A 17,970-nucleotide genomic window follows, 5' to 3' on the forward strand; every position below is an offset into this window, starting at 1 on the left:
GGGCCTTGTCTGTTGTCGCCCTCTAGCACGATTTGCCCGGCGGCGGGCGCTCAACCTTGAAACCAGCCCCACACCAACCGCCCGGTCAGCCCAAGGCTGACCACCACCAGCAGCGGGCGGATCAATTTTGCGCCGTGACGCGCGGCAAAGTGCGAGCCGAGCCATGCCCCGGCCATCGCGCCTGCGCCCATGCAGAGGCCGAGCAGCCACAGCACTTGTCCGCCGCCCGCAAACACGATCACGCTGGCAATATTGCTGGCGACATTGAGCAGCTTGGTCAGGCCGGTTGCGCGGGTGAGGCCAAGCCCGCGAAGGCCCACCAGCGTGGTGGCGTAGAATTGCCCGGCACCGGGGCCAAAAAAGCCATCGTAGAACCCGATCCCGCTTGCCACCGGCATGTAGCCGCGCGCGCTAAGCCGGGCCGCGCGGTCTGCATCGCCCATGCTGGGCGAAAGCACGGTGTAGAGCGCGACCGCCATCAGCAATAGCGGCACCACCAGCTGTAACACCTTGGCATCGAAGCTCTGGATCAGCAGCGCGCCAGCCAAAGCTCCGATGAAGGCCATCGCCGCGACCGGCAGGCTGGTGCGCAACGAGAAGAACCCCGCGCGCCAGAAGCGCCATGTCGCCATGCTGGTGCCGCACATCGATTGCACTTTGTTGGTGCCCAGCACCACATGCGGCGGCAGGCCGGTGTAGATCAGCGCAGGCATCATCAGCAGCCCGCCGCCGCCCGCAATCGCATCGATAAAGCCCGTCAGCACCGCCAGCGCGGTGAGCGCAGGATAAAGCCAGCCAGCCAGAATGAGTGGATCGTGCATTTGCGCGGCATGGCGATTGCGCCTAAGGGCCGCAATCAGAATTTTGGCTGTTCTTATTGGTTAGCTTCCCTGCCATGACCCGCTTTTCGTTCGAGATCGACGCTACAGACGGCAAAGCACGCACCGGCAAGATCACCATGCAGCGCGGCGAGATCCGCACGCCTGCCTTCATGCCCGTGGGCACCGCCGCTACGGTAAAAGCGATGAAGGTGGAGGATGTGCGCCGCACCGGCGCCGATATCATTCTGGGCAACACCTATCATCTGATGCTGCGCCCCGGCGCGGAGCGGATGGCGCGGCTGGGCGGGCTCCACGCGTTCATGGGCTGGGACCGTCCGATCCTGACCGACAGCGGCGGCTATCAGGTGATGAGCCTGTCAGACTTGCGCAAGATCACCGAGGAAGGCGTGACTTTCGCCAGCCACCTCGATGGCTCACGCCACATGATCAGCCCGGAGCGCTCGATGGAGATTCAGCGGCTGCTGGGATCTGACATCGTGATGGCGTTCGACGAATGCCCGCGCGCCGATCAACCGCGCGAGGTCATCGCCCGCTCGATGGAAATGAGCATGCGCTGGGCGCGCCGCAGCCGGGCCGGCTTTGACAGCGGCGAAGATCATGCTGCGCGCGCGGCGCTGTTTGGCATCCAGCAGGGCGCGCTCGATGAGCGGCTGCGCGCGGAAAGCGCCTCGGCGCTCACCGAAATCGGCTTCGATGGCTATGCAATCGGTGGGCTGGCAGTGGGCGAGGGGCAGGAAGCGATGTTCGCCTGCCTCGATTTTGCCCCCGGTCAGCTTCCGGCAAATGCGCCGCGCTATCTGATGGGCGTCGGCAAGCCCGACGACCTTGTCGGCGCAGTCGAGCGCGGGGTCGATATGTTCGATTGCGTGCTGCCCACCCGCTCGGGCCGCAACGGGCAGGGGTTTACGTGGGCCGGGCCGGTGAACATCCGCAACGCGCGCCATGCCGAAGACACCGGCCCGCTCGATCCGGAGTGCGCCTGCCCGGTTTGTGCAAAATACAGCCGCGCTTACCTCCACCACTTGCACCGCGCGGGTGAAATGCTCGGCGCAATGCTGCTGACCGAGCATAACCTATCCTTCTACCAGCAACTGATGGCGGGCATGCGCGCTGCGATTGCCGAGGCGCGGTTTGCGGCGTTTGCAGCTACGTTTCGGGCGAAGTACGGGGTGAAGGAGTAGCGCTACTTCCTGCTGGCCGGAGCACGGGCGGGAAAGCGATTGCCAAAGGTGCCATCTGGCAGCACATTTCGATCTGGTCGGGGCAGATCGGGGGCATGGAAACATCATGAGGCAAATCGGGATTGTGCTGGCCGCGCTGCTGCTGGCAAAAACTGCCCATGCGCAGGAAGTATCGCCTGCGGCAATGCGGGAGGCGCGGCAGGTGGCGGGCCTGAACGCGGCCGGGGAGATCGTGATCGACCGTGCGGGCATTCCCCATATCTACGCAGCGACGGCGCGCGACGGGTTCTTCCTGCAAGGCTATGCCGTGGCCCGCGACCGGCTGTGGCAGATCGATTTGTGGCGCAAGCGCGGGCTGGGGCGTCTCGCGGCAAGCTTCGGTCCGGCTTACGTGGCGCAGGACCGCGCCTCGCGGCTGCTGCTCTATCGCGGCGATATGGCGCGGGAATGGGCGGCTTATCCCGCGGCAGCGAAGGGCTGGACCGAGGCGTTTGTGGCGGGCATCAATGCCTTGGTTGATGAAGTTGAGGCGGGCAAGCAGCCGCTTCCGATCGAATTTTCTGCGACCGACAGCCGCCCGGAGCGCTGGGCCGCCGAAGACGTGGTGCGCATCCGCTCGAACGCGCTTGCCAGCAATCTCAAGAGCGAGGTCGACAGGGCCCGTGCGCTGTGCGGCGGCGACGCAAAGTACGAACCGCTGCGCAGCCCGCTGGAACCGGCGCATGCTGTGGTGGTGCCGAACGGGCTCGATCCTTGCAGCATTCCCGAGAAGGTGCTCGACGAGTATCTGCTGGGTACGCGCGATGTGCGCTTTGAGGGCAAGGCGCTGGTGCAGGTCGCGCGCGATCCCCAAGTGCAGGAAGGTTCGAACAACTGGGTGATTTCGCCAGGACGCAGCGCGACCGGACGGGCGATCATGGCGAACGATCCGCACCGCGCGCACAGCGTGCCCAATCTGCGCTATCTTTCGCATATCGATACGCCCGAGTTGAAGATTGCAGGCGCAGGCGAACCAGCGCTGCCGGGGATCAGCTTTGGCCATAACGAGAATGTGGCCTGGGCGCTGACGATCTTCGGGATCGACCAGCAGGATCTGGTGGTGAACCCCAAGGGCAACACATTGACCGAAGTGGCCGAGACGATTGCCGTGAAAGGCGAAGCGCCGCGCATGGTGACGCTGAAATTCAGCGCGGATGGCCCGATCATCCACGAGGACGCGGCCAGCGGGCGCAGCTTTGCGCTCCGTTCGACATGGAGCCAGCCCGGCGCATCGGCCTATTTCAATGCGGCCTGGGCGTTCACGGCCAAAAGCTGGGACGAATTCCTGACCGCGCGCAACCATTGGGGGGCGCCGCCGCTCAATCTGCTCTATGCTGATCGCGGCGGCACGATCGGCTGGGCACCTGGCGGCTTCGTGCCCAAGCGCGCGGCGGGCGATGGGCTGCTGCCGGTGCCCGCTGGTCAGACTTACCGCTGGAATGGGCTGCTCGATGCGCGGCTTATGCCAGTGATCAAGGACCCGGCACAAGGATGGTTCGCGACGGCCAACCAATACAATGTGCCCGCAGGCTATCCGCATCGGCTTGGCCTCGAATGGGTCGATCCGAGCCGGATGCAGCGGATTACCGAGGTCATTTCGGCCAAACCGAAGTTCGGCATCGTGGATTCGCTGGCGCTGCAAAACGACGTGACGTCGCCCTCTGCCCGCCATGCCGCAAGCCTGCTCATCGGGCAACAAGGCCGGAACGAGGCCGAGAAGGGTGCGCTGCGCCTGCTGCAGGGCTTCGACGGGCACCTTGGCGCAGACAGCGCTGCGGCGGCGTTGTTCGAGATCTGGGCACGCCACCATCTGCCGGCGAGCGCGGTGGCAGCCATCGTGCCCGAACCCTTGCGCAAGAGCTTTGGATCGGTCTCTCCGCCAGCGGCCGTGGCAGTGCTGAAAGAAGGCAGCCTGCTGGGCCAGGATCCGGCGGCGCTGCGCACGAGCATCCTGCTCGATTCGCTGAGCAACGCCTGGGCCGAAGCCGTGCGTCTGCTTGGCCCCGAACCGGCGCGCTGGCGCTGGGGCACCTTGCACAATGCCGATTTCCGCCCGGCCTTGCCCATCGCCGGGCGCGAGGCGGAGCGGCGGGTCGGGCCGCTCTCCATCGGCGGCGACAGTTCCACGCCCAACGCGATGACCTGGGGCGCGGATTTTCGCCTCGTCGCGGGGCCTTCGGTGCGGCTGGTGATGGATGTCGGCGCGTGGGACAACAGCGTGGCGATCAATACGCCGGGCCAATCGGGCGATCCTGCCAGCCCGCATTACCGCGATCTGTTCGCGCGCTGGGCTGGCGGGGCCTATGTGCCGTTTGTCTGGAGCCGGGCGCGCGTGCTGCAGGAGGCGGAGCGCATCATCACAGTGACACCGGCGCCGTAAGGGCAAACCAAAGGACGGAGCCTGCGTCCCCGCCGATCTTGCCAACCGCGCTGTTGGCTGTGACAAATTGACGGGGCGGGTTGGGCCTGCCAGAAACCGCGCCGATGATGCACAGGGCGATCCTTTCTGGCTGCGGCGGCGCGGCCCTTTGGGTGCTGGCTTTCGCGCCGGTCGCCGCCGCGCAAACGCTGCCGCCCGCGATTGATGCCGGGACCACCGCCGCAACCGGCGCACGCGCGGCCGAAAACGCAGTGCGCAGCGCGGCCGATGCGTTCGGTACGACGATCGGGCGCGAGACCATCGGGCTTTACAATGAGGAGAACGCGCGCGGCTTTTCGCCGACGGCGGCGGGCAATGTGCGGATCGAGGGGCTTTATTTCGATCAGGTCTGGGACCTTAACGCCCGCCTGCAACGCACCACGCAAATCCGCGTCGGTCTCTCCGCGCTCGGCAGCCCGTTCCCGGCGCCGACCGGCATTGTCGACTATGCCTTCCGCACACCGGGCGATGAGACAGCGTTGAGCCTGCTTGGCGCGCTTAATCATTGGGGTAATAACTCGCTTGAAGCCGATGCGAACCTCCCCATCAGCCGCACCCTGAGCCTTGGCCTTGGCGGTGCGCTTTATAACGATAACAACGCCAACGCGACGCGCGCGCAATTCCTGCAATTTTCGCTCGCGGCGCGCTGGCGGCCTGCCGCTGATCTTGAACTGGTGCCGTTCGTCTCCCGCGCCGACGGCTACGAGGAGACAAGCCCGCTGTTCCTGCCCGCAGGCGAAGGCTTGCCGCCGCGCCTGCCGCGCCGCTTCTTCAAAGGCCCGCGCTGGGCGCGCTTCGAGGGCGGAGCATTCAACGCTGGCCTCATCGTGAACTGGCGCATCGCCGAGGGCTGGGCGCTGAAGGGCGGCCTGTTCCGTTCCGCGTATGATGATAGGCGGGCCTTCACCAACCTGATCACGGACCTGGACAGCGGCGGCACCGGCAACCAACTGGTCTTTGCCGATCCGCCGCTACTGTCTGCCTCGACCAGCGGCGAGCTGCGCCTGACCCGCACCATTGCCGATGGACCGCGGGTGCACCGCATTCATGCCAGCTTGCGCGCCCGCGCCGGGGACCGCCGCTTTGGCGGATCGGATCTGATCGACCTGGGGGTAACCAGCGTGTTTGCAGAGACGACTTCGGCGCGGCCTGCCTTTGAATTCACCACCCAGCAAAAGGACCGCGTGCGCCAATGGACCGCCGGGATCGCGTACGAAGGCCGCTGGCAGGGCGTGGGCGAGATCAGCATGGGCGTGCAGAAAACGCAGTACCGCAAGCGGATCGGCCTGCCTGGCGAGCCGCCGGTGGCGAGCGACGCCGCGCCTTTCCTGTTCAATGTGAATGCCGCTGCCGAACTGACCCCGCGCCTTGTCGTTTATGGCGGTTATGTAACAGGCCTCGAGGAGAGCGGGATCGCGCCTGAAAACGCCGCCAACCGCAACGAGGCGCTGCCCGCGATCCGCACCAGCCAGCGCGACGCTGGTCTGTGCTTTGCCGTGACAGACGAGGTCAAGTTGGTCGCCGGGGTGTTCGATGTGCGCAAGCCCTACTTCAATCTCGATGCTGCGGGTCGGTTCGGCGCGCTGGGCGATGTGATCAACCAGGGGATCGAGACTTCCGTCGCCGGGCCGGTCACGTCGCGCCTGAGCGTGGTGGCGGGCGCAGTGCTGCTGCGCCCGCGCGTGACGGGATCAGGCGCCGCGCTTGATGGCATCGGCCAGCGTCCGGTGGGGGCCATCAGCCGCCGCATCGAGTTCAACGCCGATTGGCGGCCACCATGGCTGAGCGGACTGTCGCTCGATGTCAGCGCTTCGCACCGCAGCCCCGAGACTGCGACTGTGAGCAACCTGACCGCGATCCCTGCCCGGACACTGATCGACCTTGGCGGTCGTTACCAGTTCACCGTCGCCAAACAATCGGCCACGCTGCGGCTGCAGGTGGAGAACCTGACCGACCTGCAGGGCTTCGAACTGAGAGGCGCAGGTGTCTATGATCTGATCGCGGGACGCCGCTTTGGCGGCTATCTGACGGTGGATTTCTAGATATTGCCCGCGCGAGAAAGACACAAAAAAGGCGGGGTTTGCGCCCCGCCTTTTTTGTATTGCGTGATCCGCAAAACGTCCGATCAGCGCGAGTAGAACTCGACGACGAGGTTCGGTTCCATCTTCACCGGATAAGGCACTTCGTCGAGCGTGGGCACGCGCACGAAGGTGATCTTGTCGGTGCCGTCGGGCTGAACATAGTCAGGCACTTCGCGCTCGGCGAGGCTCTGTGCTTCGGCGATCAGGGCCATGTCCTTGGCCTTGGTGCCCAGGCTGATCACGTCGCCGGCGAACACGCGGCGCGAGGCGATGTTGCACTTCACGCCGTTGACATAGATGTGGCCGTGGCTGACGATCTGGCGAGCCGAGAAGATCGTGGGGGCAAATTTGGCGCGGTAGCAGATCATGTCGAGCCGCTGTTCGAGCAGGCCGATCAGGTTCTGACCGGTATCGCCCTTCATCTGGGCGGCCTCTTGATACGTGCGCTTGAACTGCTTTTCGGTCACGTCGCCATAATAGCCGCGCAGCTTCTGCTTGGCGCGCAGCTGGATGCCGAAGTCCGAAACCTTGCTCTTGCGGCGCTGGCCGTGCTGGCCGGGGCCATAGCTGCGGCGGTTGACCGAGCTTTTCGGGCGGCCCCAGATGTTTTCGCCAAGACGGCGGTCAATTTTGTGCTTCGATGCCTTACGCTTTGACATGAACGTCCTTCAAATTGCTGTTTGACCGGCATTTTGCCGATGTTTCGTAGACCCGGAACCGCACCATTTTGCGCCAGACAAAATGCGGTCACTGCTTCACCGGGCGTGCAGGACCAATTGCGAAGGCGCGCCTAGAACAGCGAACGGGCGGAATGTCAAGGCTTTCAGTCCTGCTCGGCCCGCACCCGGCGAGCGCGCGGCGGGAGCCGCGAACCGGGCGTCCGCTCCAAAGAGCTCAGCACCCCTCGAAACGTGCGCAGTTCGAGGTGGTTCCAGCCCGGCTTGGTCAACATCGAGCGTAAGGTACGGCGCGTGGCACCAGCGCGGGCGGGCGGCTCGAAATAGCCGCGCGGCTCCAGCATCGCCTCGAGCTGCGCAATCATGCCTTCAAGGTCTGCTTGCGGTGCGGGGGGCAGGCGCTCCTCGATCGTGGGCTGCACCAGATCGGCATGCTTCGACCATTCATAGGCGCACAGAATCACCGCCTGCGCCAGATTGATCGAGCCAAAGTCCGGATTGATCGGCACGGTAACAATCGCGCGGGCGAGCGCAACGTCGTCGGTATCGAGGCCCGACCGCTCAGGGCCGAACACCAGCGCGCTGCGCGCCGGGGCGGCGGCAATGTCGCGCGCAGCTTGCTCGGGCGTGAGTACCGGCTTGGACACGCCGCGCTTGCGCACCGTGGTGGCATAGACATGCGCGCAATCGGCGACAGCGTCTGCGAGCGTTTCGAACACGGCGGCCTTTTCCAGCACCACATCGGCCCCGGCGGCGGCAGGCCCGGCCGAAGGATTGGGCCAGCCATCGCGCGGGGAAACCAGCCGCAGCTCGGTGAGGCCGAAGTTGAGCATCGCGCGCGCGGCCTTGCCGATGTTCTCGCCCAGTTGCGGGCGCACGAGCACGATCACTGGCTGGTTCACAGCTCGCCCATCTCGCGCACCGTGCTGGCGAATTCCTCGAAATCACGCGCTTCGGTGAAATCGCGGTAGACGCTGGCGAAGCGGATATAGGCCACGCTGTCGAGCTGGCGCAGCCCTTCCATCACCATTTCCCCGATGGTGCGGGTTTCGACTTCGGCATCGCCGAGCGTTTCGATCTGGCGCTGGATGCCCGAGACGAGCTGGTCGCGTTGCTCCTGCGTGACCGGGCGCTTGCGGCAAGCGAGCGCGACCGACTGGTCGATCTTGGCGCGATCAAACGGTTCGCGCCGCAATTCGCCGCCGTGCCCGCTTTTAACGACCATGATTTCGCGCAGTTGGACCCGCTCGAACGTGGTGAAGCGCGCGCCGCAGCGTTCGCATTGGCGCCGCCGCCGAATCGATGTGTTGTCCTCGCTCGGACGGCTATCTTTTACCTGACTGTCATCATGGGCGCAGAACGGGCAGCGCATCCGGTTAGTTTTTAATCCTCTGCCAGAACGCGTAGCCCGCGCCGACCACCAGACCCATCGGCAGCGAGACAAACGGCAGAACCGCGCCGACCACTGCGCCAATTCCAGCGCCAATCAGCACCGGCTTGGTCGAGGGGTGGCTCATGCCCTGTTTGGCCATCGCCGAAACTTCGGCGGTGGCACGGCTTGCGAGATCGTTGTTATCAGCCATGGATTCACATCTCCGGGTAGATCGGGAAACTGTTGCACAGCGCTTCGACCTGCTCGCGCACCCGCTGTTCGATCTGACCATCGCCTGCTTCGCCGTTTCGGGCAAGCCCTTCAACGACTTCGGCGATCAGCTTGCCGATCTGGGCAAATTCTTCCTCGCGAAAACCGCGCGTGGTGCCGGCGGGTGTGCCAAGGCGCACCCCCGAAGTGACGAACGGCGAGCGCTTGTCAAACGGAATGCCATTCTTGTTGCAGGTCAGCCAAGCGCGGTCGAGGCCCTTTTCCGCGGCTTTGCCGGTGACATCTTTCGCAGTGAGATCGACCAGCATCGAATGGTTGTCGGTGCCGCCCGAAACGATGCCCAGCCCGGTTTCCTGCAGGCTGGCCGCCAGTGCGCGGGCATTGGCAACGACCTGATGGGCATAAGCCTTGAATTCCGGCTGCAGCGCTTCGGCAAAGGCGACCGCCTTGGCCGCGATGGTGTGGACCATCGGCCCGCCCTGAAGGCCCGGAAAAACCGCCATATTGAATTTCTTGGCCAGATCCTCATCGTTGGTGAGGATGATGCCGGAGCGGGGGCCGCGCAGCGACTTGTGCGTGGTCGAGGTGACGACATGGGCGTGCGGGAAGGGCGAAGGGTGCGCGCCGCCCGCGACCAGCCCGGAGATATGCGACATATCGACCAGCAGCCACGCGCCGATCGCGTCGGCGATCTGCCGGAAACGCTCAAAATCCCAGAGCCGCGAATAGGCGGTGCCGCCTGCGATGATCAGCTTGGGCTTGTGTTCGTGCGCCAGCTTTTCGACTACGTCCATGTCGATCAGATGGTCGTCCTCGCGCACGCCATAAGCGACGGGATTGAACCACTTGCCGCTCATGTTCACTGGCGAACCGTGCGTAAGGTGGCCGCCCGAATTGAGATCGAGCCCCATGAAAGTGTCGCCGGGCGAGAGCAGCGCAAGGAACACCGCCTGGTTCATCTGGCTGCCCGAATTGGGCTGAACATTGGCAAAATCGCAGCCGAACAGCTGCTTGGCGCGCTCGATCGCCAGTGTTTCGACAACGTCGGCATATTCGCAGCCGCCGTAATAGCGCTTGCCGGGATAGCCTTCGGCATACTTGTTGGTGAATACCGAGCCGGTTGCTTCGAGCACCGCAAGGCTGGTGATGTTCTCGCTTGCGATCAGCTCGATCTTCGTTTGCTGGCGGTGAAGCTCGCCGCGGATCGCCGCGAACACTTCGGGGTCGGCCGCTTCAAGATGCTGCGTGAAGAAGCCGACTTTGCGGATTTCCGGCGCGGTTGCGGCGGTGGTCATGAGGTTCATGGGTGGGCTCCTTATCGATCAGAACGCGGGATGGGATAGTTTGGCGACGCGGGCTTCATGCCGCCCGCCGGCAAAATCGGCGCTTAGAAACGCATCGAGGCAGGCCTTGGCCATGTCCGGCCCGATCAGGCGCGCGCCCATGGCGATGCAATTGGCATCGTTGTGCGTGCGCGCCAGGGTTGCCGAAAGCGGCTCTGCTACCAGCGCGCAGCGGCACGCCGAATGGCGATTGATCGCCACCGAAATGCCGATGCCCGATCCGCAAAGCGCCACGCCAAATTCCGCCAACCCTTCGGCCATCACGGAGGCGAGCTTGTAGCCGTAGTCGGGATAATCGACGCGATCCGCAGACTCTGGCCCCAGATCGGCGACTTCATGCCCTAATCCGATCAGATACTCGCGCAATTCCGTCTTCAAATCGAACGCGGCATGGTCTGAGGCGATGGCGATGCGCAAGGGCGATCCTGATGGCTGGCGGGGCTGGAGAGTGCAACGCTTATAGGCAATTGCCGCCACCTAGGCCACATTAATTGCCCTAATAGTCATAAGCAGCCGAAAGGGGGCTGCAAAAAGGCTTGGGTTCAGCAGAGCACCGCGATACCCAGCGCATAAGGGGACAAGGCGATGAGCAAGATGATACCCGCGCTGCTGGCTCTTCTGGCCGGAATTGGGCTCGCAATCATGGCAACGACGCCGCCATTGCCCCGCCCCGCGCAAAGTCCGGCCAACGTTTTTGCGGCAGGCCGCGCGATGGCCGATATACGCGTTATCGCCGCCAAGCCGCACCCGGGAACATCGCCCGAAGATGCAGCGGTGCGCGCCCATCTGATGCGGCGCCTGCGCGCGATGGGGCTGGAAACCCGTGAAAGCCCGGTGGCCGGCGGCGCAGAAGCCATGGCTATCTTTGCCCGTTGGACCGGCCAAACGCCCGCGCCGCTGGCCTTGCACAACGTGATTGGGGTCTTGCCCGGCAAGGATCGGACGTTGCCCGCCGTGGCGCTGATGGCGCATCATGACACGGTGTGGGGCTCGCCCGGGGCGGCGGACGATACGACTGGCGTTGCTGCGCTGCTCGATGTTGTGCGCGCGGTGAAAGCGGGCGGGACGCCGCCGCGCGATCTGATCGTGCTGATCACCGATGGCGAGGAATTGGGCCTCGATGGCGCGCGGCATTTCTTCACCGCCGACCCATTGCACCGTCGGATCGGCGCGCTGATCAATGTCGAAGCGCGCGGCGGCGGCGGGCGCACGACCCTGTTCGAGACATCGTCCGACAACGGCGCAGCGATTGCGCTGGCGGCAGGCGCGGTGCGCGGCCCGGCGGGATCGTCGCTGGCGGTGTTCATCTACAAGGTGCTGCCCAACGATACCGACCTGTCGATGGCGCTGGCGCTGCCCTACACGGCTTACAACTATGCCTTCATCGGGCGGCCGTGGCTCTATCATTCGCCCAAAGCGACGCCGGACGCGCTCGATCAGGGGTCGCTGCAGGACATGGGCGGGCAAGTGCTCGACCTGACGCGCGCGCTGCTCGGCGCGCGGCAATTGCCGGGCAAGGCCCCGGACGTGGTCTTCTTCGATGCCTTTGGGCTGACGCTGGTGGTCTATCCAGCATGGGCGGGGTGGATCATGCTCGCGCTGGCGGCGGCAGGTCTTAAATTTGCCGGCCGAGCGAATTGGCGCGCGGCGGCGGGCGGGGCAGGGCGGATGCTGGCGCTGATGGTGCTGGCGGGGGTCTTGCTCACCGCCATGAACCAGCTCTCGCTCGCGCCCGGCGCGCCCAATTATTACGACAGGCTGGCGGCAATTCCGAGGCTGGAGGTGATGGCGCTGGCGAGCAGTGTGGTTGCGTTCCTGCTGACGATGGCAGCATGGCGGCCCAACCCCGCAGCCATGGCTGGTGCGGCGCTGCCGCTTCTGGTGCTTGGGGTGGCAGGGCAGGTCTTGGCCCCAACTGCGGCCTATGTCGTCGTGTTGCCGGTGATGCTCGCGGCGGGAGCTATCGCAGCGGCGCGCGGCACTGGAATCGCTGGGCAGGGGCTGGCCGTGTTGGTCGCGGCGCTGGTTGCGGGTTACATGCTCGCGCTCGGCCATCAGGTGATGCAGGGGGTGGGGCCAAACCTGCCCGTGGTCGCGGTGCTTCCGCTGGCGCTGGCCGGGTTGGCCGCCTTGCCGCTCTGGCCATCAATAAACCGCAAGCACGCGCTCGTCGCAGCGGCGGTGCTGCTGGCGTTGGCCGCAGGAACGGCGATCAACGTGCGGCTCGATCCGCTCGCAGATACGGTGGCGGTTTACAGCAACGACAAGTAGGAAGAGCGGTTCTTAGGATCACTGATCCAAGAACGAACGCATCTTCCTTGAACGGCTCGGGTGCTTCAGCTTGCGCAGCGCCTTCGCTTCGATCTGGCGGATGCGTTCGCGCGTTACCGAGAACTGCTGGCCGACTTCTTCCAGCGTGTGATCGGTGTTCATGCCGATGCCGAAGCGCATGCGCAGCACGCGTTCCTCGCGCGGGGTCAGGCTGGCGAGGACGCGGGTGACGGTTTCCTTGAGGTTGGCCTGAATGGCTGCGTCCACCGGGATGATCGCGTTCTTGTCCTCGATGAAATCGCCCAGATGCGAATCTTCCTCGTCGCCGATTGGCGTTTCGAGGCTGATCGGCTCCTTGGCGATCTTCATCACCTTGCGCACTTTTTCGAGCGGCATGGAAAGGCGCTCGGCCATTTCCTCGGGCGTGGGCTCGCGGCCCTGCTCGTGGAGGAACTGGCGGCTGGTGCGCACCAGCTTGTTGATCGTCTCGATCATGTGGACGGGGATGCGGATGGTGCGCGCCTGATCGGCGATGCTGCGGGTGATCGCCTGCCGGATCCACCATGTGGCGTACGTGCTGAACTTGTAGCCGCGGCGGTACTCGAACTTGTCGACCGCCTTCATCAGGCCGATGTTGCCTTCCTGAATGAGATCGAGGAATTGCAGCCCGCGATTGGTGTATTTCTTGGCGATCGAGATCACGAGACGCAGGTTCGCCTCGACCATTTCCTTCTTGGCGATGCGCGCCTCGCGCTCGCCTTTCTGGACCATGTTGACGATACGGCGGAACTCGCCGAGCGACATGCCGGTGGCGGCCGCAATATCGGCAATCTCGGCGCGGATGCGCTCGACCGGCTCGGCCTCGACCGAAGCGAACGCGGCCCACTTCTTGTCCTTGCCGGCCAGCGCCGGGAGCCAGCCTTCGTCAAGCTCGTGGCCGACATAGCGATCAAGGAAGTCCTTGCGCGGCACCTTATGACGCTCGGCAAGGCGCAGCATCTGCCCGCCCAGCGTGGTCAGGCGGCGGTTAAAGGCATAAAGGTTGTCGACCAGATATTCGATCTTGGTCGCGTGGAATTGCACGCTTTCGACTTGCGCGGTGAGGTCTTCGCGCAGATGCTGATAGAGCGTTTCCTTGCTCATCGGGAAATCGATGCCGATGCCCAGCGCGTTCAGCCGCTCGCCCTGAATGCGCTCGAACGTGCGGAACAAGTCGGTGATCCGGGCGAACTTCTCCAGCGCTTCGGGCTTGAGCTGTGCTTCCATCTGCGCGAGGCTGAGCGTGTTGTCCTCTTCCTCTTCCTCGACCGGGCGGGCGCGCTGCTCGCGCAGTTCGCCTTCCTCGTCCTCGGCGGGTTCTTCCTCCTCGATCTCGTCCTCCTCCTTGAAGGAAGGGCCAGCGGTCGCCTCGGTGATTTCACCAGCCGCTTCCTCGCCGTCTTCGGCCAGGTTTTCGGGCTGCGGTTCTTTGGATAGCATGGCATCGAGATCGAGGATCTCGCGCAGCTGCATTTCGCCAGCGTTCAGCGCTTCGGACCACTGGATGATCGCGTGGAAGGTGATCGGGCTTTCACACAGCCCCAGGATCATCGTGTCGCGGCCGGCTTCGATGCGCTTGGCAATCGCGATTTCGCCCTCGCGGCTGAGCAGTTCGACCGCGCCCATCTCGCGCAAGTACATGCGCACGGGATCATCGGTGCGCTCGACCGTTTCCTTGCGCTTGACGATATCGGGGCGATCGTCGGCTACTTCGGCCTCATCGGCTTCGTCGTCGGCGTTCTTGTCTTCGGGATCGACCGCATCCTCATCGTTTTCCACGATGTTGACGCCCATCTCCGAAATCGCCGCCATGATGTCTTCGATCTGGTCGGCAGACATCTGGTCTTGCGGCAGCGCCTCGTTCAGCTCGTCCATCGTGATGACGCCGCGGCGCTTGGCGCGAGCGATCAACTTGCGGATCGAAGCGTCGTTGAGGTCGATCAGCGGTGCGTCGCCGCCATCGGTCGTTTCATCAGATGCCATTGAACCCCGGTACCACCTTGTGCCAGCGGTGACTGTCCAGACGGAACGTCACCCTTCATTCTCATTATAACGAATTTCGAATCCGACCCATTTGCCCTAGCCGCGCCCGTAATGCCACCCCCCGTTCGCGCAAGCGCTCCTTTTCGGCTTCGGTTTCGGGGGAAAGCTCGGCCTGATACCTCAGGTTTGCTTCGGCCAGCGCCGCTTCGACTGCAGGAATTTCAACCAGCAATGTGATTGCATCGGCAAGCTCGTCCTTACTGCCATCGTGCGGGGTCAAAAAGCCGAACGGCAATTCCGCAAAATCTGCAGAAGCCGGAATGTCCATCCGCCGCTCCGCCAATATGGTGCGCAGCGCCTCGCTTTCAAGAACATGGTCGGAGTCGGAAAGTTCCAGCAGCGCGTCGATAAGGCCGGCATAGCGGCCACTTAGCGGCAATACCCGCGTAAGCGCCTCGGCGTGGCGCGCGATCTCGTCCGGGTGCGCGATCAAGCCGACGATCACCGCCGCGAGCAGGCCATCGCCTGTGCCCACCTTCTGCATGCGCGTTGTGTCGCTCGCGCCCAGCGACGGCGGGGCGGGCTTCCATGCGCCATTGCGGTCCTTCTGAAACTTGCGCGCGCCCGGCTGAAACGGCGCGCGTTCGCGCCGGGCAAAGGCCAAGGCATCAAACCGTTCGAGCAAGTCGCGGCGATAGAGCGCCTTGATATCGGGGTGCTGGATCGTATCGACATGAGCCATCAGCCGCGCTTTCAGCCCGGCTTTGTCCTCCGGCGTAGCCAGCGGCGCAGCCTCGCGCTCGCCTTCCCACAGCATTTCGACCATGCTGCGCGCGCCGTCGAGCAGCGCCTCCATCGCGCGCGCGCCCTCGCGTTTCACCACGTCATCGGGATCGAGGCCTTGCGGCAGGGTTACGATACGCAGCGAATGGCCCGGGCGCAGCAACGGCAAGGCGCGCGTAATGGCGCGCATTGCCGCACGCTGGCCGGCGCTGTCGCCGTCAAAGCACAAGGTCGGGCATTCGGTGACGCGCCACAGCCGCTCGATCTGGTCCTCGGTCAATGCAGTGCCGAGCGGGGCCACTGCCTCGGCAATGCCCGCCGCCGCGAGCGCCACCACGTCCATATAGCCCTCGACCACCACGATGCGGTTTTTCGAGCGGGCCACCGGCGCGGCGCGGTGCAGGTTGTAAACCGTGCGCCCCTTGTCGAACAGCGGGGTATCGGGCGAATTGAGGTACTTGGGCGCGTCCTTCTTTTCGGCGCTGAGGATGCGACCACCAAACGCGATCACCCGGCCGCGCGGATCGAGGATCGGCAGCATCAGCCGCCCGCGGAACCGGTCATAGGGCTCGCGGTCGTCCACCACGATGCGCAGGCCCGCCTCGATCAGCATGGCATCGGGAAAGGCCGAGAGCGCGTCTTTGAGCGCGGTGCGGCTATCGGGCGCAAAGCCGAAGCCAAACTCGCGCACCAAGCTTTCGGGAAACCCGCGCGAGGCCAGATAGCGCCGCGCCTCGGCGCCGCGTTCCTCGCCCAGGCTGCGCACGAAAAAGTCCTGCGCCGCCGCAGTCACATCATGGAGCGATTTCTGCGCCTCGGCCCGCGCCGCCGCGCGCGGATCGGGGGCGGGCACGTCCATCCCGGCCTGCAAGGCCAGCTCTTTCACCGCGTCCATGAACGGCAGGCCCTGCTGGTCGGTCATCCAGCGGATCACATCGCCATGCGCGCCGCAGCCGAAGCAGTGGTAAAACCCCTTTTCGTCGTTGATCGTGAAGCTGGGAGTCTTCTCGTTGTGAAACGGGCAACACGCCTTGAATTCGCGCCCAGCCTTGGTCACGCGAATGCTGCGCCCGATCACCCCGGACAGCGAAATTCGGGTGCGCAACTCGTCAAGGAATTGGGGGGTGAGGGACAAGTGCCGCTCAGGCAAGAGCTGCTTTGACCAGCGCGCTGGCCTTGCCCATGTCGAGGCTCTGGCCGTGGCGTGCTTTTAGTTCGGCGACCACGCGGCCCATGTCCTTGAGGCTGCTCGCGCCAAGCTCGGTCTTGATCGTGTCGATCGCCGCTTTCACCTCTTCCTCGCTCAATTGCGCAGGCAGGAACTCCTCGATGATGGCGAGTTCGGCCTGTTCGATGTCGGCGAGTTCCTGCCGCCCGCCTTGCACATAGAGCGTGATCGATTCGCGGCGCTGCTTGATCATTTTCTGCATCACATCGACCACCAGCACATCGTCGTCGGGCAGATTGGCGGCAGTGCGCAATTCGATGTCCTTGTCCTTCAGCTTGGCAAGGATGAGGCGCACGGCGGCCAGCCGGGCCTTGTCGCCCGCCTTCATCGCCGAAATCTGGGCGGCTTTGATCGTATCGCGTATCATGATTGTGAATTTCCTGTGGATGCTTGGGGCCGATTGGGCCACTGCGCTGTCATGTAGGCGAAACTTTATCCCGCCGCTAGGTTGACGCTGGCGGCGCAGGGGCTTAGCGACCGCCCCTTAGCGACATCGCCAGCCTTTTGCCCATCGGAGCGCCTTTCATCATGGCCGACCCCGCCTTTTCGCACGCGCCTCAACCACAGGGAGCCACCGGAGTCCTCGTGCTTGCCGATGGATCGGTGGCATGGGGGCGAGGCTTCGGCGCGGTTGGCGAGGCGGTGGGCGAGGTATGCTTCAACACCGCGATGACCGGATACCAGGAGGTGATGACCGATCCCAGCTATGCGGGGCAGATCGTCACGTTCACTTTCCCGCATATCGGCAATGTCGGTACCAATGCCGAGGATATGGAAAGCCACGATGTGCCCGGCGCAGTCGGCTGCGTGGTGCGTGAAGACGTGACCGTGCCCGCCAGCTTCCGCAGTGAGGTTGGTTTGCAGGGATGGCTCGAAAAGCTGGGCAAGATCGGCCTTGCGGGCGTCGACACCCGCGCGCTCACCCGCCGCATCCGCACGGGCGGCGCGCCCAATGCGGTGATCGCGCACGATCCAGCCGGGCGCTTCGACATTCCCGCGCTGATCGCCAAAGCCAAGAACTGGCCCGGCCTCGAAGGCATGGATCTGGCGCAGATCGTCAGCCGCACCGCAAACGAGCCTTGGCAGGGCAGCGTGTGGCGTCTGGGGCAGGGCTACGGCCGATCCCCGCACGATGCCCGCCCGCATGTCGTCGCGGTGGATTACGGCGCGAAGGACAACATTTTCCGCAATCTGGTGCTCGCGGGCGCAGGCGTCACGGTCGTCCCGGCGCAGACGCCGCTAGACGCGATCATGGCGCTGAAACCAGACGGCGTGTTCCTCTCCAACGGCCCCGGCGATCCTGCGGCCACTGGCACCTATGCCGTCCCAGTGATCCAGGGGCTGCTCGAAGCAGACGTGCCGGTGTTCGGCATTTGCCTCGGCCACCAGATGCTCGGCCTCGCCGCCGGCGCACGCACGATCAAGATGCACCAGGGCCACCGCGGCGCAAACCACCCGGTGCTGCGCAAGGCCGACGGTGT

15 protein-coding genes are annotated in these 17,970 nt (G+C 64.6%); 5 read left to right on the forward strand and 10 right to left on the reverse strand.

The genetic code is table 11. The features are described from left to right. Positions 1–50 precede the first annotated feature (50 nt). Positions 51–821 (reverse strand): TSUP family transporter, encoded by a 771-nt coding sequence (locus tag Q0O40_RS07140; protein WP_295527981.1) that lies wholly within the window; start codon positions 819–821, stop codon positions 51–53. 74 nt (positions 822–895) lie between these two features. Here Q0O40_RS07140 and tgt point away from each other — a divergent pair, with 74 nt between their 5' ends. The 3 genes from tgt (at position 896) to Q0O40_RS07155 (ending at position 6,523) form a co-directional block, all read left to right on the forward strand. Further along, entirely contained in the window at positions 896–2,023 is a 1,128-nt protein-coding gene (gene tgt, locus Q0O40_RS07145; protein ID WP_295527984.1) for a tRNA guanosine(34) transglycosylase Tgt, read from the forward strand. A 106-nt stretch (positions 2,024–2,129) separates the two neighbouring features. Next, positions 2,130–4,442, forward strand: coding sequence for a penicillin acylase family protein (locus tag Q0O40_RS07150; protein ID WP_295527987.1), 2,313 nt, complete (start codon positions 2,130–2,132; stop codon positions 4,440–4,442). 104 nt (positions 4,443–4,546) lie between these two features. After that, positions 4,547–6,523: a TonB-dependent receptor gene (locus tag Q0O40_RS07155; protein WP_295527990.1), complete on the forward strand. Its 1,977-nt coding sequence runs from the start codon at positions 4,547–4,549 to the stop codon at positions 6,521–6,523. Positions 6,524–6,606: 83 nt separating this feature from the next. Here Q0O40_RS07155 and rpsD read toward each other — a convergent pair whose 3' ends face one another. The 6 genes from rpsD to rpiB all read right to left on the reverse strand — a co-directional run bounded on the left by rpsD (position 6,607) and on the right by rpiB (position 10,602). Then, a complete protein-coding gene (rpsD, locus tag Q0O40_RS07160; RefSeq protein ID WP_295527992.1) occupies positions 6,607–7,221 on the reverse strand; it encodes a 30S ribosomal protein S4 in 615 nt (204 codons plus the stop codon). A gap of 164 nt (positions 7,222–7,385) precedes the next feature. Beyond that, positions 7,386–8,141 (reverse strand): RNA methyltransferase, encoded by a 756-nt coding sequence (locus tag Q0O40_RS07165; protein WP_295527994.1) that lies wholly within the window; start codon positions 8,139–8,141, stop codon positions 7,386–7,388. Then, positions 8,138–8,611 (reverse strand): transcriptional regulator NrdR, encoded by a 474-nt coding sequence (gene nrdR / locus Q0O40_RS07170; protein ID WP_295527997.1) that lies wholly within the window; start codon positions 8,609–8,611, stop codon positions 8,138–8,140. Before nrdR ends, Q0O40_RS07165 begins: the two co-directional genes overlap by 4 nt. Positions 8,612–8,615: 4 nt before the next feature. Beyond that, complete coding sequence (locus Q0O40_RS07175) at positions 8,616–8,822, reverse strand: hypothetical protein (RefSeq protein WP_295527999.1); 207 nt, start codon at positions 8,820–8,822, stop codon at positions 8,616–8,618. Between the two features lie 4 nt (positions 8,823–8,826). Further along, positions 8,827–10,137, reverse strand: a complete 1,311-nt coding sequence (glyA, locus tag Q0O40_RS07180) for a serine hydroxymethyltransferase (RefSeq protein WP_295528025.1) — start codon at positions 10,135–10,137, stop codon at positions 8,827–8,829. Between the two features lie 27 nt (positions 10,138–10,164). Then, a complete protein-coding gene (gene rpiB / locus Q0O40_RS07185) occupies positions 10,165–10,602 on the reverse strand; it encodes a ribose 5-phosphate isomerase B (protein ID WP_295528002.1) in 438 nt (145 codons plus the stop codon). 168 nt (positions 10,603–10,770) lie between these two features. On the opposite strand from rpiB, the gene Q0O40_RS07190 reads away from it, so the two are divergent. Beyond that, complete coding sequence (locus Q0O40_RS07190) at positions 10,771–12,456, forward strand: M20/M25/M40 family metallo-hydrolase (protein WP_295528005.1); 1,686 nt, start codon at positions 10,771–10,773, stop codon at positions 12,454–12,456. A gap of 18 nt (positions 12,457–12,474) precedes the next feature. Here Q0O40_RS07190 and rpoD read toward each other — a convergent pair whose 3' ends face one another. From rpoD to Q0O40_RS07205, 3 genes are all read right to left on the reverse strand, one after another. Then, entirely contained in the window at positions 12,475–14,478 is a 2,004-nt protein-coding gene (gene rpoD, locus Q0O40_RS07195) for an RNA polymerase sigma factor RpoD (protein WP_295528007.1), read from the reverse strand. A 64-nt stretch (positions 14,479–14,542) separates the two neighbouring features. Continuing rightward, the gene (dnaG, locus tag Q0O40_RS07200; protein WP_295528009.1) at positions 14,543–16,396 is read right to left on the reverse strand and encodes a DNA primase; all 1,854 of its coding nucleotides are present in this window, start codon (positions 16,394–16,396) and stop codon (positions 14,543–14,545) included. A 7-nt stretch (positions 16,397–16,403) separates the two neighbouring features. After that, positions 16,404–16,856 carry a GatB/YqeY domain-containing protein gene (locus Q0O40_RS07205; RefSeq protein ID WP_295528011.1) on the reverse strand — a complete coding sequence of 151 codons (453 nt, stop codon included), beginning with the start codon at positions 16,854–16,856 and terminating at the stop codon, positions 16,404–16,406. Positions 16,857–17,017: 161 nt separating this feature from the next. Between Q0O40_RS07205 and carA the strand changes: the two genes are divergently transcribed. Then, a partial coding sequence (carA, locus tag Q0O40_RS07210; RefSeq protein ID WP_295528013.1) for a glutamine-hydrolyzing carbamoyl-phosphate synthase small subunit occupies positions 17,018–17,970 on the forward strand: 953 nt, incomplete at its 3' end.

This window comes from Novosphingobium sp. Chol11 (assembly GCF_945870625.1).
GTDB lineage: Bacteria > Pseudomonadota > Alphaproteobacteria > Sphingomonadales > Sphingomonadaceae > Novosphingobium.